This window comes from Nocardiopsis gilva YIM 90087 (assembly GCF_002263495.1).
GTDB lineage: Bacteria > Actinomycetota > Actinomycetes > Streptosporangiales > Streptosporangiaceae > Nocardiopsis_C > Nocardiopsis_C gilva.
In genome coordinates this window covers 2,217,279-2,230,128 of sequence record NZ_CP022753.1, presented here as the reverse complement: position 1 = coordinate 2,230,128, position 12,850 = coordinate 2,217,279, and the positions used below count along the sequence as shown (strand labels likewise).

The following is a 12,850-nucleotide window of genomic DNA, read 5'->3' as shown; positions in this document are numbered from 1 at the left end:
CGGAGGCCCCCTCCCTGGTGTCGGCCGCGCTTGTTCAACACCGAACGTCAGTGGGGAGAGGTCGGCACAATGACCCCCGTAGCCCCGACACCCGGGTCCACCCCGGAGGGCGGCGACGGCTCACCTGGTGACCAGGAGTCGGTCGCGAAACTGATCGAGATCGCGCAGCGCCCGACCCTGGGCCAGCGCCTCATCTCCTGGTCCTCGCGACCCCCCGGTCGCCTCTATCTTCCGGCCTGCACCTTCGTCGGGCTGGTGCTCCTGTACGAGGACAGCATGCCCGGCGGGCACCTGCCGAGCTTCGTGATCGGGATGGGCGGGGGCGCGTTCCTCGCGGCCATGGGTGCGCTGCGGCTGGGCATCGCCCTGTCGGTCGCCCGCCCGATGATCCGGCGCTACTGGCTGCGCTGGATCACCGCGCCGGTCATCGCCGCGCTGGCCATCGTGCTGTCGGTGCTGGACGTGCCGCTTCAGGCGCGGGTGGACGCCTCCCACGACCAGCTGCTGCACGTCGGTGCCACGGCCAACCGGTCCACCGCCATCCCGCTGAACGGGACCTGGGCGGGGCTCTACCCCCTGGCGGCGGTGTCGGTGTCGGACGGGGTCACCCGCTACACCGTGCAGGGCGCCGGGCTCCTGCGCGACTCCGGTCTGGCCTACAGCGCCGAGGAACTGCCGACCGACGTCTTCGTCCCCGGGCACGGCAGCGTGGTCTACGAGCACATCACCGGCAACTGGTACGCCTGGAGCGAGTACTAAAGGGGACGGAAACGCGAACGGTTCCGTACCGGGCCCGGCCGAGGCGGGTAAGAGTTTCCAGCACTCCGCAGCACCCGGAACGGACGCTCGACCACCGTGTCCGCCGGAGTTCCCGAACCGTCCATGGCTTTTGTCACGGGCGGTTTCCGCGCTTTTCGGCCGTTCTCTCACCGTGTCCTTATACCGATTCGGTAAATCTGGTCGCAGAACTCGCGAGTCGATGACGACCCGAGGGAGAGGACACCATGAGTGAATTCATGACGACGCTGCACCTGCGAATCTACGACGCGGTCCGCGCACTGCGCCGCGCCCACGAGAGCGGCGACGTGGACCTGTGCGCCGCCCAGGCCGGAGAGATCGAGGACCTGGTGGAGATCGCCGCCCGCCACGGGGTGGATATAGGAAGTGCCTACAGCGGGCTGGCGCACGCAGCGTGAAGGGGGAGGCCACCGGCCTCCCCCTTCCTTCTGTGCGGCACGCCCTCAGCGGTGGGTGCCGCGCCCGTACCCCTCCCCCTGCTCGAACTGGCGGCGCATGGCCTCCTGCTGCTCCTGCTGGTAGGTCTCGGACAGCTGCTGCTGGCGGTCGGCCGCGGCGGCCACTGAGCCGTGCACCTGCTGCAGCATCTCGGCCGCGGAGTCGGCGCCCGGCCCGTCGCCACCGCCGTTGAGCGCCGGGCGGCGCTCGGCCCGGTTCCCGCCCAGCGTCGGCAGCAGCTGGGCCAGCAGCAGCGTCGACAGCGCCGAGGAATCCCCACCGCCGTCGGTCCGCACGACGACCGGCTGCGGCGCGTGTTCGGCCAGCTTCGCCCCGACGTCCAGCCGCCGGCGCGCCAGCTCGTACTGGAGCACCGCCCGGTTGTCCCGGTAGGAGGTGGCCAGGTGGCGCTGCGCCTTCGCCTCGTTCTGCGCGGCCACCAGGTCGGAGCGGCCACGGGTCTCGATCTCGTAGCGGACGCGCTGTGCCTCGGTCTCCTGCTCCTCCAGCATCTGCGCGACGTCCTTGCGGGCCTTGTTCAGCGCCGCGTTGACCTCGACGATCTTGGCGTCGCGCGTCTTCTTCGACCGCTCGATGTCCATCAGCAGGGTGTCGATACGGCGCTTGCGGGTCAGCTCCCACTCCTGCTCGTAGGCGACCAGCTCCTTGGCGACGCGCTCGCGGGTGGCCAGGTGCTGCTGGTACTGGCTGGGCAGCTGCACATCGGGGATGTTGCAGCCCATGATGCGCACGCCGTAGCGGCTCAGCTGCCGGGTGAGCAGGTCCTGCATGTCGGCGACGTCGGATCCGCGCAGGTCGTAGGCGCGCTCGGTGCGCACCTGGCGGCTGCGCTGCCGTATGGCGTCCTGCACGGCGTTCGACAGCACCAGGTCGAAGTTGCTGGCGCCGATGGTCCGCACGAACCGGACCGCGTCGGTGATCCGGAACTTGAGGAAGAACTCGATCGACTTCAGCGGCACGTTCTCGTGCGTGGGGCAGGCCACGACCGGGGCCGAGTAGGGGATCTCGGTCGAGGTGTCCACGACGAAGTCGACGCGCGCCCACGGGTGCCACAGGTAGTGGCGGCCCGGGTCGAGGGTGCCGACGACGGCGCCGTACTTGGTGAGGACGCCGGTGGTGCCCTGCTCGATCTCCACGATCGAGGAGCGCCACCACCACATCATGGCGAGGACGATGCTCAGCAGCCCGACGATCAGGGTGGGGATGGACAGGACCAGGTAGACGCTGTCCCCGGCGATGGCCGCGTCCCGGCGGACCGCCATGACCAGCGCCGAGAACAGCGCGAACAGCCCGAACCAGATGGGGATGGTCCACAGCAGGCCGCGGCTGTCACGCGGGATGACGACGGGGACGAGCGCCCCCTCGTCGCCGCCGCGCAGCAGGCGGGCGATGTCGTTCCATGCCGCGAGCGACTCCTTGATGGTGGAGCCGCCGCGGTCGACGTGTGTCGACTGGCTCATCTAGTGACCTCCCGGGTACGGGCCGTCCTGGGTGTCCGTGCCTGACTGCGGCCAGGGCGCGGGCGGCCCACTGGGCGGTGGGGGCGGGGTGGACGGGTCGGGCGAGGACACCTGCGGCGGCTGGCGGTAGGGAGAGGCGGGCGGCGCCGCGTCGGCCGGGGGCTCCTCGGCGGGGGCCTGGTCCTCGGGGGCACCGCTCAGGCGCTCGTCGATGGCCTCGTCGGACACCGACTGGCGGATCTCCTCGAGCCGGTCCTCGCCCGGGACTTCACCGCTCTCCGGGTGGGCCGCCTCGACGGTCGACTGCTGCTCGGCCTCCAGCAGCTCGGTGATCTCGGCCTCGCGGGAGGCGATGCGGTCCGAGATCTGCCGCAGCCGGCTGCGGATGGCCGCCATGTCGTCGTCGGAGAAGAGCGCGGCGTCGCTCTCGCCGATGATGCCCTGGGCGACGCGCAGGAAGTTGACGCTGGACTCGTCGCCGTCGCCGATGTGCAGCACCTGGGGCAGGCTGTCGGCCACGGCCTCCAGCTTGTCGAGCAGGTCCTGCTGGTAGCGGTAGTTGAGGATCTCCGGGGCCTCGGACGCGCTGACCGCACGGATGTCCAGGGCCTGGGCCTCCAGCAGGGCGGCGTTGGCGTTGGCCTCGCTCTCGGCCTCGACGAAGCGGCGGCGCGCCACCGAGCGGGCGCGGTTGGTCTCGCGCTCCAGGGCGGTGTCCATCTGCGCCTGGTACTGGGCGATGTCCGCCTGGATGGCCGACAGCGTCTCGTTCAGCGAGGCGAGCTCCTTGTTGAGGTCACCCTCGTTCTGCTCCTTGCGGAGCTGGAGCTCGTACTCATAGGTGTAGGCCTCCTTGGCCACGCGCACCATCTCGGGCGCGGCCAGGTCCATCCGGTACTCCTGGCTGGAGGGCTCGGCATGGGTGATGTTGGCGTTCGTGAGCTCCACGGCCGGCATGAACTGGGTGTTGAGCTGCTCCAGCAGGCGGGCGGTGTTCTCCCCGACCATGTCGTAGATCCCCGCGGCCTCCTGCTCGTAGATGAGGCTGCGCGTGGTCTCGCTGATGGCGTTGTTCAGCTTCTCCTGGAAGCCCTGCACGGCGCCGAGGGTGTAGATGAACTCGACCGGGTCCTTGATCTGGAACTGCACGAACAGGTCGATGGAGGCCTGCACACCGCTGCGCGTGGGGGCCTCGCGGATCGGCGCGTTGAAGGGGTACTCGCGCGTGGTGTTGACGATGTAGGAGACCCGCTTCCACGGGTTGAACAGGGTGACCCGTCCCGGGCCGACGACCTGCTCCAGCTTGCCGAACTTGGTGATCATCGCGTGGCAGCCGTCGGGCACCATGACCATGCCCTGGCGCCACCACATGAACGCCGCGACGCCCAGGGTGATGAGCCAGTAGTGGAACCCGAAGAAGGGGTTGAAGAGGGGGTTGGCCCCGGTGGCCAACGCCGTCGGCACGGTGACGACCAGCGCCACGACGCCGATCACGATCAGCGCGATGGCGGGCAGCATGGTCGTGAAGGTCCGGCCCCGGGGGATGACCATGGGACAGATGACGTGGACGGTTCCGCCCTTGCCCCGCTCATACGAGCTGCGGTTGAGCGCCTCGCCGGCGTTGTTCAGCGAGGTGGTCTGCTGCTCGATGCGGGTCCCGACCGAGGCGCCCTGGTCACGGGCGGCGAGGAAGTCACCCGGGTCGAGCCCGACCCCCTCCGCCGCGTCACCGAGCGCGTCGGTGACCGCCTGGCGTGGATCGCCGCCCTGGGCGATCGACGTGGCGGCCCCGCGCACTGTCTGCGCGAAGGACATACTTGATCACTCCCTGCGAATGGAGGAGTAGAAGGAACTGCGGATACGACGTCGGCGCCCGCCCATCGGTTCCCCTGCCGCTGGTCAGCGGTGGTCGGGTGGACGTATCCGCTCTTTGCGCGAGGAACGGTCGTGCCGACCGCCGCCTCCGACGTGTCACGCGCGGAGCGGCGGACGAATGTCCCGCGCCCAGGAGTATCCCATCACTCCAGGAATTCGAACCGGGTACCGGTGCCGCCCTCGCCTCGCCCCTCGGTCTCCTCCGCCGCCCGGTAGGCGAGCCAGGCCAGCGCGAGATCCTGCCAGGGCAGGCCGATGGGGGCGTACACCGTGATCGTGTCATCGGAGTCGCGCGCCGCGATGGCACCGGTCAGGACGTCGCGCAGCGTCCCATGAACGGCGGAACCATCGAGCCCGGCATTGCCGACGGGCCCACCGGCCACCGCGAGCTTGAGGTCGTCGACGATCAGCCGCGAGGCCCGCAGAAGGTCAGCCGACAGCTCCACCTTGCCGGGCTCGTCGGCCCCGAGCGAGGTGTAGTGGGCCCCGGGCCGGGCGTCGTCGCGATCCAAGGTCGCGGTGAGGACGATGTCGGCCTGCGCGGCGACGGCGGCCGCGTCGTCCACGATGCGGACCGCCACCCCGAACTCGGTCGAGCACCGCCCGGCGAAGGCGTCGGCCCGTTCCCGATCGATGTCGGTGACCACCATCTCGGAGATCGGCCGCAGCCCGATGAGGCCCCGAGCGAACAGCCCGGCCTGCGCACCGCAGCCGACGATGCCCAGCACGTCGGCGTCGTAGCGCGCCAGCGAATGCGTCCCCAGCGCCGCCGCCAGCCCGGTCCGCCACGCGGTCAACGTCGCCGAATCGAGCAGCGCCAGCAACTCCCCGCTGACCAGATCATGCAGGCACACCACCCCGCGCACCGCGGGCCGCGCGTCGGGAAACTTGGCGTTGACCTTGACCGAGTAGGCGGGCACATCCGGCAGCAGCCCCGGCAGCAACGCGGTCGCCGTCCCCGGCCCCGGAAGATCGGTCCGCACCCGCTGCCCCTCGATCGACGCGGGCTCGGCGGTGAAGCCACTCCACAACCGGTCCACGCAGGTGTGGGTGTCCAACACGCTGAGCAGGTCCGACCGACCCAGGATGAGCGTCACACCCCTATTCTCCCACCGGCCCCGTCGACCGGAAGGACCCTCCACTGCTCCGCGCTGGATCGGCCATGGGTGACTTTGCCAAATCCCCCTCCCATACCAATCGTGGTATATATCGTTTGATGCATGACGGAGCGGATATACACGATCGAGATCGAACCCGAGGTGCGACTCTGGCTCACAAATCTTCCCCGTGATCAATACGATCGCGTGGAGTTCTACGCGGACTTGCTCGCTGAACAGGCTGAATCCTTAGGTGAGCCCTACAGCCGCCACCTGGGCGGCAAACTCAGAGAACTTCGCTTCCACCTCCCGAGCCGCCAAGTACGGATCACCTACTGGATCGCCCCACAGCGCCGTGTCATCCTGCTGACCGTCTTCCGCAAAACAAGACAACGAGAAAGCTCGGAGATCGAGCGCGCCCGTCGCGCCCAGGCGCAATGTGAAGCTCGGCATCAGCACGCCCGGGGCATCTACGATCGCGACAAGGAGGAGCGATGAACAGTACACACGGCGAGCACGCTGTCTGGCGCCGCAGTGGTCAGCACTCCGAGGCCTACGATGAGGCGCGTCGCGGATTCTTGCTCGGCAAGATGGTGTACGACCGCCGTACCGAGCTGGGGCTCAGCCAGCGAGAACTGGCCGATCGCGCCGGCATGACGCAGCCGCAGGTCTCGCGGTTGGAGGGTGGGGGAACGACCCCGAGCATCGCTCTGCTCGAACGTCTGGCGGAGGCGCTCAACGCCGATCTGTCCATTGGTTTCACCCCGCACAGCGCTGCCTGACCGGGCCCCGCGCCGTTGCGGCGCCCGGGGATGGGTCAGCCCTGGGTGATGTAGGCCTCGAGCTGGCGCCGATCCTGTTCGAGCTGGCTGATCCGGGCCTTGACGACATCGCCGATGCTGACGATTCCGATGAGGGTTCCGGCCGACACCACGGGGACGTGGCGTACGCGGTTCTCGGTCATCAGCACGGTCAGGCTGTCGTCGGTGTCGGTCGTCGTACAGGTGACGACGACGCTGGTCATGATGTCGGAAACCGGTGCGGCGAGGAGTTCGGCTCCTCGTGCCTCCAGCTGGCGGACGACGTCGCGCTCCGACGCGATCCCGGCGATCTCGTCGTGGTCGGTCACCACCACCGCACCGATGTTGTGTGCGGCCAAGCGCGTCACCAACTCGGCCACCGTTGTGTCCGGCTGGACAGTCACCACCTTTGAGCCTTTCGCCCGCAAGATCTCAGCGATCAGCATGGCAACCACCTTTCGATCGGTAAGCGAGGGTTACCCATGCTGGACCTTCGCCAATCACCCGATCACCTGCGGAGGCGCAGGTCCAGAGCGGCGGAGTCCCCGGCGGAGGAGCCACCGTCGGCCGGGGAACCTGGTGCGTACAAGGAGAAGCCGGGGCCGACGGTCGGTCGGCCCCGGCTCGGGTGGGTCGGGTCAGGCCCGCGGGATCAGCTGCAGCCGCTGGTGGAGCCGCAGCCTTCGCAGGCGTAGCAGCTGCCGGACGGGCGCATCTTGGTGCCGCAGGTGACGCACAGCGGAGCGTCGGCCATGAAGCCCTGCTTGGCTTCGAGGATCTCCGTGCTGGTGCGGGCCTCCTCGACGGCGCGGGTGGCGGTCGACGACGCGCGCTCCGCGGGGTTCGCGGGGCCATCGGTGACCTGGTCCGCTTCCGCATTCGCCGGGGCGGCCGACTGGGCGTAGGACTCGACCTGGGCGGCGACCTGGGACGGGTCCTCGCCCGCGGCCTGGGCACGGCGCTCCTCGGCGGAGAGGACGCCGAGGGCGGAGCGCTCCTCGTAGGAGAGGTAGTCCAGGGCCAGGCGGCGGAAGATGTAGTCGACCACCGACTGGGCCATGCGGATGTCCGGGTCGTCGGTCATGCCGGCCGGCTCGAAGCGCATGTTGGTGAACTTCTCGACGTAGGTCTCCAGCGGGACCCCGTACTGCAGCGCGATGGAGATCGCGATGGAGAAGGCGTCCATGACACCGGCCAGGGTCGAGCCCTGCTTGCCGAGCTTCATGAAGACCTCGCCGAGGCCGTCGTCGGGGTAGGACCCGGCGGTGATGTAGCCCTCGGCGCCGCCGACGGTGAAGGAGACGGTCTGGCTCGGCCGCTTCTTCGGGAGGCGGCGGCGGACCGGCCGGTTGACCTCGATGACCTCCGGCTCCGGGCGCTTCTCGGCAGTGTCCGCGCCCGCCGTCTTCTCACTGTCCTCGGTCTTGCCTGTGGACAGCGGCTGGCCGACCTTGCAGTTGTCGCGGTAGACGGCGAGCGCCTTGAGGCCGAGCCGCCAGCCCTCGTAGTAGATGTGCTCGAAGTCCTCGACGGTGGCCTCTTCGGGCACGTTGACCGTCTTGGAGATCGCACCGGAGAGGAACGGCTGCACCGCCGCCATCATCTCCACGTGGCCCATGGGCTTGATGTAGCGCTTGCCCATGGCGCAGTCGAAGACCTCGTAGTGCTCGGGGCGCAGCCCCGGGGCGTCGACCACGTGGCCGTTCTCCGAGATGAACTCGACGATGGCCTCGATCTGCTCCTGCTGGTAGCCGAGGTTCTTCAGCGCGCGCGGGATCGCCTGGTTGACGATCTGCATGGACCCGCCGCCGACCAGCTTCTTGAACTTGACCAGCGAGAAGTCCGGCTCGATGCCGGTGGTGTCGCAGTCCATCATGAAGCCGATGGTGCCGGTGGGCGCGAGCAGGCTGGCCTGGGCGTTGCGCCAGCCGTTCTTCTCGCCGATCCGCAGGCAGCTCTGCCACTCCTTGGTGGCGGCCGCGTGGATGTCGGCGTCCATCGCGCCGATGGTGCGCAGGTCGTCGTTGGCGGCGGCGTGCTTGCGCATGACGCGCTTGTGGGAGTCGACGTTCTTGGCGTAGCCGTCGTAAGGGCCGACCACACCGGCGACCTCGGCGCTGCGCCGGTAGGCGGTCCCGGTCATCAGCGACGTGATGGCGGCGGCGACGGCGCGGCCGCCGTCGGAGTCATAGGCGTGGCCGGTGGCCATGAGCAGCGCGCCGAGGTTGGCGTAGCCGATGCCGAGCTGGCGGAACGCACGCGTGGTCTCGCCGATCTTCTCGGTCGGGAAGTCCGCGAACGTGATGGAGATGTCCATCGCCGTGATGACCAGCTCGGTGAGCTTGACGAACTTGTCGACGTCGAAGGCGTCCTCGGGGGTGAGGAACTTCAGCAGGTTGATCGAGGCCAGGTTGCACGAGGAGTTGTCCAGGTGGACGTACTCCGAGCAGGGGTTGCTGGCGCTGATCCGCCCGCTCTCGGGCGTGGTGTGCCAGTCGTTGATCGTGTCGTCGTACTGCAGCCCCGGGTCGGCGCACTCCCAGGCGGCCTTCGCCATCTGGTGGAAGAGCTCCTTGGCGTCGACCGTGGCGATCACCTCGCCGCTCGTGCGGGAGGTCAGGCCGAACTCCGCGCCGGCCTCGACGGCGCGCATGAACGTGTCGGAGACGCGCACCGAGTTGTTGGCGTTCTGGTACTGCACGCTGACGATGTCGCTGCCGCCCAGGTCGACGTCGAACCCGGCGTCGCGCAGCGCGCGGATCTTGTGCTCCTCGCGGGCCTTGGTGGCGACGAACTCCCCGATGTCGGGGTGGTCGACGTCGAGGACGACCATCTTGGCCGCGCGGCGGGTGGCGCCGCCGGACTTGATGGTCCCCGCGGAGGCGTCGGCGCCGCGCATGAACGACACCGGGCCGGAGGCGGTACCGCCGGAGGACAGCAGCTCCTGGCTGGAGCGGATGCGCGAGAGGTTCACGCCCGCGCCGGAGCCGCCCTTGAAGATGATCCCCTCTTCCTTGTACCAGTCGAGGATCGACTCCATGGTGTCGTCCACGGACAGGATGAAGCAGGCCGAGACCTGCTGCTTGGACGCGGTACCGACGTTGAACCAGACCGGGGAGTTGAAGCTGAAGAGCTGCTGCACGAGGGCGTACTTCAGCTCGTGGTCGAAGATCTCGGCGTCGTCGTCGGAGGCGAAGTAGCCGTTCGCCTTACCCGTCTCGGTGTACATCCCGGCGACGCGGTCGACGAGCTGCTTGAGGCTCCACTCGCGCTCCGGGGTGCCCACGGCACCGCGGAAGTACTTGCTGGCGACGATCTGGGTGGCGTTGATCGACCACGACGCGGGGAACTCCACGCCCCGCTGCTCGAAGTTGACCGAACCGTCCCGCCAGTTCGTCATGACCACATCGCGACGCTCCCACTCGACCTCGTCGTAGGGGTGCACGCCGGGCGTGGTGAAGATGCGCTCGATCTTCAGACCGCTGCGCTTGCCCTTCCCCTTGCGCCCCGTCGCGCCGGTGGTCTCCGTCATGTCAGCTCCCCCAGTTCTCGCCACATATCCGTTCCGATCCCCCGCCAGTGCTCCCACGTCACATCCGTTGGCGTGACGCGGCCAGATGACGGTTTTCATCACGTCGTCACGGCCCTGCCCGTGCGCGTCGCCCACGCGCGGTCGGGCCCCGCGGATCAGTCCGCCGTTGTCCGGCTACTCACGACTCGCTCTGCCCGCTCGTCCCATTCACCTTGGCCCGGTCGGCCCGCAGTATCGCGATCTCGTTCTCAAAGTCCATCAGCGACTCGAAGCCCCGGTAGACCGACGCGAAGTGCAGGTAGGCCACCTCGTCGAGATCACGCAGCGGGCCGAGAATGGCCAGCCCGATCTCGTGCGAGGGCACCTCGGCGACACCTCGGCACCGGATCTCCTCTTCGACCTGTTGCCCGAGCTTCGCGAGCAAGTCCTCGGTGACGGGCCGACCCTGGCAGGCGCGGCGCACGCCCGCGATGATCTTGGTCCGGGAGAACGGCTCCGTCACGCCGGAGCGCTTGGCCACCATCAGCAGCACCGTCTCCTGCGTGGTGAAACGCCGTTCGCACTCGGGACACGCGCGTCTGCGGCGTATGGCCGCGCCGTCGTCGGTCGACCGGCTGTCGATGACCCTGCTGTCAGGGTGGCGGCAGAACGGACAGTGCATGCCGGTGTGCCTCCCCCCAGATCCGCATCGGTCGAACCCCGCGTACAGCTGCCGCGGACGTGCTCGCGACCGTGCCGAGCAGCCTTGTGTGCATCGTCGTCACCAACCTCTCCGAACCGGATGATCCAGAAAGACCGGATACCTACTAAAGCACAAGTTCTGGGCTGCTTGTTCCCGGTGAGCACTAGATGTTGTGGTCAACCTACGGCGGTCCCCCCTCGCGCGCAAGTCCCCGAACGGGTGCGCCGCGCCATCCGGCCACGGCCCCGCCGACGGGATGCGGGCATGCCGAAGGGCGCACCCGTCCGCCGCGAGGGCGAACACGGGCACGCCACGGACACGGGAGTGTCAGTAATCGGGCAGCAGGAGCTCCTGCCCGGGGGTGAGATCGGGGTTGGGCAGGTCGTTCAGCTCGACGATCTCGTGCACCGCTGGGCGGGGATCGTAGCCGGGCCGAACCCGCTGGGCGATCCCCCACAGCGTATCGCCATCGCGCACGACCACCGTCGAGCGCGCGCCATCGGAGACGGACGCCTCAGGGGAGGTTCCGGAGGCGGAAGCCCCGACAGCGGCGGAGGTGACGAAGAGCATCGACAGTCCGGCGACCACCGCAGCCGACGCAGCGGAGACGAGCACCACACGGCCGCGCCGGGTGAGGCGCACCGCGGGCGCGGGTGTGGGCTCGGGGCCGAGCGCACGGGCCGCAGGGCCCGCCGGGTCCGACGGGGCGGTCCGCCGAGAGGGAACGGACGGAGCCACGCGGGCGGCCGGGGAGGCACCCGGGGCAGGAGCGGTGGAAGCGGAGGAGCCTTCCGGGCGAGGGGCGCGGGACGGGGCCCACTCGGGGATCTCCACCGCCCAGTCGAAAAGGGCGGGTTCAGGGGGGTGGGTCGGGGGAGTTGGGACTGGTTGGGGCGGGAACACGATCATCCCCTTCGAACGCCAGTTCGTTAGAACAGCCGTTCGACTAATACCGCATCCGGGCGATTTTTTCATCACCATCTCGAACGTTTGTTTGATATGGCACTACACAGGCAGTAACGTTAGACGTGCTCGATCGACGCAACCGCCGAGGTATCCGCGCCTCCGCGCCCGCCAATCGGCGCGTGGTCGGACACCGCATGTGACGCGGCCGGACGATCGGCACCGTCACCGACAGCCCACGCAGAACACCGACCGCCGAGGAGGCCGGCCGTGCCGGAGGAAAACCACGGAACGCACGAACCTCAGGCGGGCGGGAGAAGCGTCACCGCACTCCGGTCCACCGCTTCCCCCGCGACGATCGCGGAGGCCGACGACTCCATGGGCCAAACGGATGCCGCACCGAAGCTCACGGCCCGCCAGCAGAGTGTTCTGAACTGCATCCACCGCTATGTACGGCAGCGAGGGTACCCGCCGTCCATCCGGGAAATCGGTGATGCGGTGGGCCTGTCGAGCCCGTCCAGTGTCGCGCACCAACTGAAGGTGTTGCAACGCAAAGGCTATCTTTATCGGGACCAAAATCGCCCAAGGGCGGTGGAAATTCGCATTCCAGGACAACCCCCGATTCGCTCCTGGGACGAGCTGGAGAATGACCCCCGCGCCGACTACTCCCGCGCGACCGATGTCCCGGTCGTCGGGCGCATCGCCGCCGGTGGTCCGATCCTGGCCGAGGAGTCCATCGAGGACGTCCTCACCCTGCCCAAGCAGCTCGTCGGCGAGGGCCGCCTGTTCATGCTCAACGTCGTCGGCGACTCCATGGTCGACGCCGCCATCACCGACGGCGACCTGGTCGTCGTCCGCCAGCAGCCGGACGCCAACAATGGCGACATCGTCGCCGCGCTGCTCGACGACGAGGCCACGGTGAAGGTCTTCAAGCGCGAGGGCGAGCACGTGCGGCTGCTTCCGCGCAACGACGCCTACGCGCCCATCGACGGCGACAACGCCACCATTCTCGGGAAGGTCGTCGCCGTTATGCGGCGGGTGTGATCCCCCCGGATAACGATGTCGCCTCGCTTGGCCATCGGGCCCGTGATCTCTCCCCGAGACCGCGGGCCCGGCTTTTTTCCGCGGAAATTCGGCAAAGGCGAAAGGGCCCAGCGGCCGCGCAAACCGAATAGCGCTCTGTTATGACGGGATCCCCGGATACAACTTGATACCGATACGGACGCGACACGCAATAGCGAAAT

Annotated in this window: 12 protein-coding genes; 5 read left to right on the top strand and 7 right to left on the bottom strand. The window is 68.7% G+C overall.

The features are described 5' to 3' along the window. Positions 1-69: 69 nt before the first annotated feature. Complete coding sequence (locus CDO52_RS10260) at positions 70-759, top strand: hypothetical protein (RefSeq protein WP_017621074.1); 690 nt, start codon at positions 70-72, stop codon at positions 757-759. A gap of 245 nt (positions 760-1,004) precedes the next feature. Continuing rightward, on the top strand, positions 1,005-1,196 hold the full coding sequence (locus CDO52_RS10255; RefSeq protein WP_017621073.1) for a hypothetical protein: 192 nt from the start codon (positions 1,005-1,007) through the stop codon (positions 1,194-1,196). A 45-nt stretch (positions 1,197-1,241) separates the two neighbouring features. Here CDO52_RS10255 and CDO52_RS10250 read toward each other — a convergent pair whose 3' ends face one another. The 3 genes from CDO52_RS10250 to CDO52_RS10240 all read right to left on the bottom strand — a co-directional run bounded on the left by CDO52_RS10250 (position 1,242) and on the right by CDO52_RS10240 (position 5,689). Beyond that, positions 1,242-2,717: an SPFH domain-containing protein gene (locus CDO52_RS10250; RefSeq protein ID WP_017621072.1), complete on the bottom strand. Its 1,476-nt coding sequence runs from the start codon at positions 2,715-2,717 to the stop codon at positions 1,242-1,244. Continuing rightward, positions 2,718-4,532, bottom strand: a complete 1,815-nt coding sequence (locus CDO52_RS10245; protein ID WP_017621071.1) for an SPFH domain-containing protein — start codon at positions 4,530-4,532, stop codon at positions 2,718-2,720. It abuts the gene before it with no gap. 203 nt (positions 4,533-4,735) lie between these two features. Next, positions 4,736-5,689 (bottom strand): ornithine cyclodeaminase family protein, encoded by a 954-nt coding sequence (locus CDO52_RS10240; RefSeq protein ID WP_017621070.1) that lies wholly within the window; start codon positions 5,687-5,689, stop codon positions 4,736-4,738. 123 nt (positions 5,690-5,812) lie between these two features. Here CDO52_RS10240 and CDO52_RS10235 point away from each other — a divergent pair, with 123 nt between their 5' ends. Beyond that, complete coding sequence (locus CDO52_RS10235) at positions 5,813-6,187, top strand: type II toxin-antitoxin system RelE/ParE family toxin (protein WP_026126261.1); 375 nt, start codon at positions 5,813-5,815, stop codon at positions 6,185-6,187. Beyond that, on the top strand, positions 6,184-6,471 hold the full coding sequence (locus CDO52_RS10230) for a helix-turn-helix domain-containing protein (RefSeq protein WP_017621068.1): 288 nt from the start codon (positions 6,184-6,186) through the stop codon (positions 6,469-6,471). The genes CDO52_RS10235 and CDO52_RS10230 overlap by 4 nt, the downstream gene beginning before the upstream one ends. A 35-nt stretch (positions 6,472-6,506) precedes the next feature. Here CDO52_RS10230 and CDO52_RS10225 read toward each other — a convergent pair whose 3' ends face one another. From CDO52_RS10225 to CDO52_RS10210, 4 genes are all read right to left on the bottom strand, one after another. Further along, positions 6,507-6,935: a CBS domain-containing protein gene (locus CDO52_RS10225; protein WP_017621067.1), complete on the bottom strand. Its 429-nt coding sequence runs from the start codon at positions 6,933-6,935 to the stop codon at positions 6,507-6,509. 206 nt (positions 6,936-7,141) lie between these two features. Next, positions 7,142-10,021 (bottom strand): vitamin B12-dependent ribonucleotide reductase, encoded by a 2,880-nt coding sequence (locus tag CDO52_RS10220; RefSeq protein ID WP_017621066.1) that lies wholly within the window; start codon positions 10,019-10,021, stop codon positions 7,142-7,144. A gap of 178 nt (positions 10,022-10,199) precedes the next feature. After that, positions 10,200-10,682: a transcriptional regulator NrdR gene (gene nrdR, locus CDO52_RS10215; RefSeq protein ID WP_017621065.1), complete on the bottom strand. Its 483-nt coding sequence runs from the start codon at positions 10,680-10,682 to the stop codon at positions 10,200-10,202. Between the two features lie 348 nt (positions 10,683-11,030). Beyond that, positions 11,031-11,441, bottom strand: a complete 411-nt coding sequence (locus tag CDO52_RS10210; RefSeq protein ID WP_232524429.1) for a LysM peptidoglycan-binding domain-containing protein — start codon at positions 11,439-11,441, stop codon at positions 11,031-11,033. 435 nt (positions 11,442-11,876) lie between these two features. Between CDO52_RS10210 and lexA the strand changes: the two genes are divergently transcribed. After that, positions 11,877-12,650, top strand: coding sequence for a transcriptional repressor LexA (lexA, locus tag CDO52_RS10205; protein WP_026126259.1), 774 nt, complete (start codon positions 11,877-11,879; stop codon positions 12,648-12,650). The last annotated feature ends 200 nt before the right edge of the window (positions 12,651-12,850 follow it).

Coding starts and splice junctions, on each gene's coding strand:
- CDO52_RS10220 (WP_017621066.1), bottom strand. CDS start 10,021: ATGACGGAGACCACCGGCGCGACGGGGCGCAAGGGGAAGGGCAAGCGC.
- CDO52_RS10235 (WP_026126261.1), top strand. CDS start 5,813: ATGACGGAGCGGATATACACGATCGAGATCGAACCCGAGGTGCGACTC.
- nrdR (WP_017621065.1), bottom strand. CDS start 10,682: ATGCACTGTCCGTTCTGCCGCCACCCTGACAGCAGGGTCATCGACAGC.
- CDO52_RS10225 (WP_017621067.1), bottom strand. CDS start 6,935: ATGCTGATCGCTGAGATCTTGCGGGCGAAAGGCTCAAAGGTGGTGACT.
- CDO52_RS10250 (WP_017621072.1), bottom strand. CDS start 2,717: ATGAGCCAGTCGACACACGTCGACCGCGGCGGCTCCACCATCAAGGAG.
- CDO52_RS10260 (WP_017621074.1), top strand. CDS start 70: ATGACCCCCGTAGCCCCGACACCCGGGTCCACCCCGGAGGGCGGCGAC.
- CDO52_RS10230 (WP_017621068.1), top strand. CDS start 6,184: ATGAACAGTACACACGGCGAGCACGCTGTCTGGCGCCGCAGTGGTCAG.
- CDO52_RS10245 (WP_017621071.1), bottom strand. CDS start 4,532: ATGTCCTTCGCGCAGACAGTGCGCGGGGCCGCCACGTCGATCGCCCAG.
- CDO52_RS10255 (WP_017621073.1), top strand. CDS start 1,005: ATGAGTGAATTCATGACGACGCTGCACCTGCGAATCTACGACGCGGTC.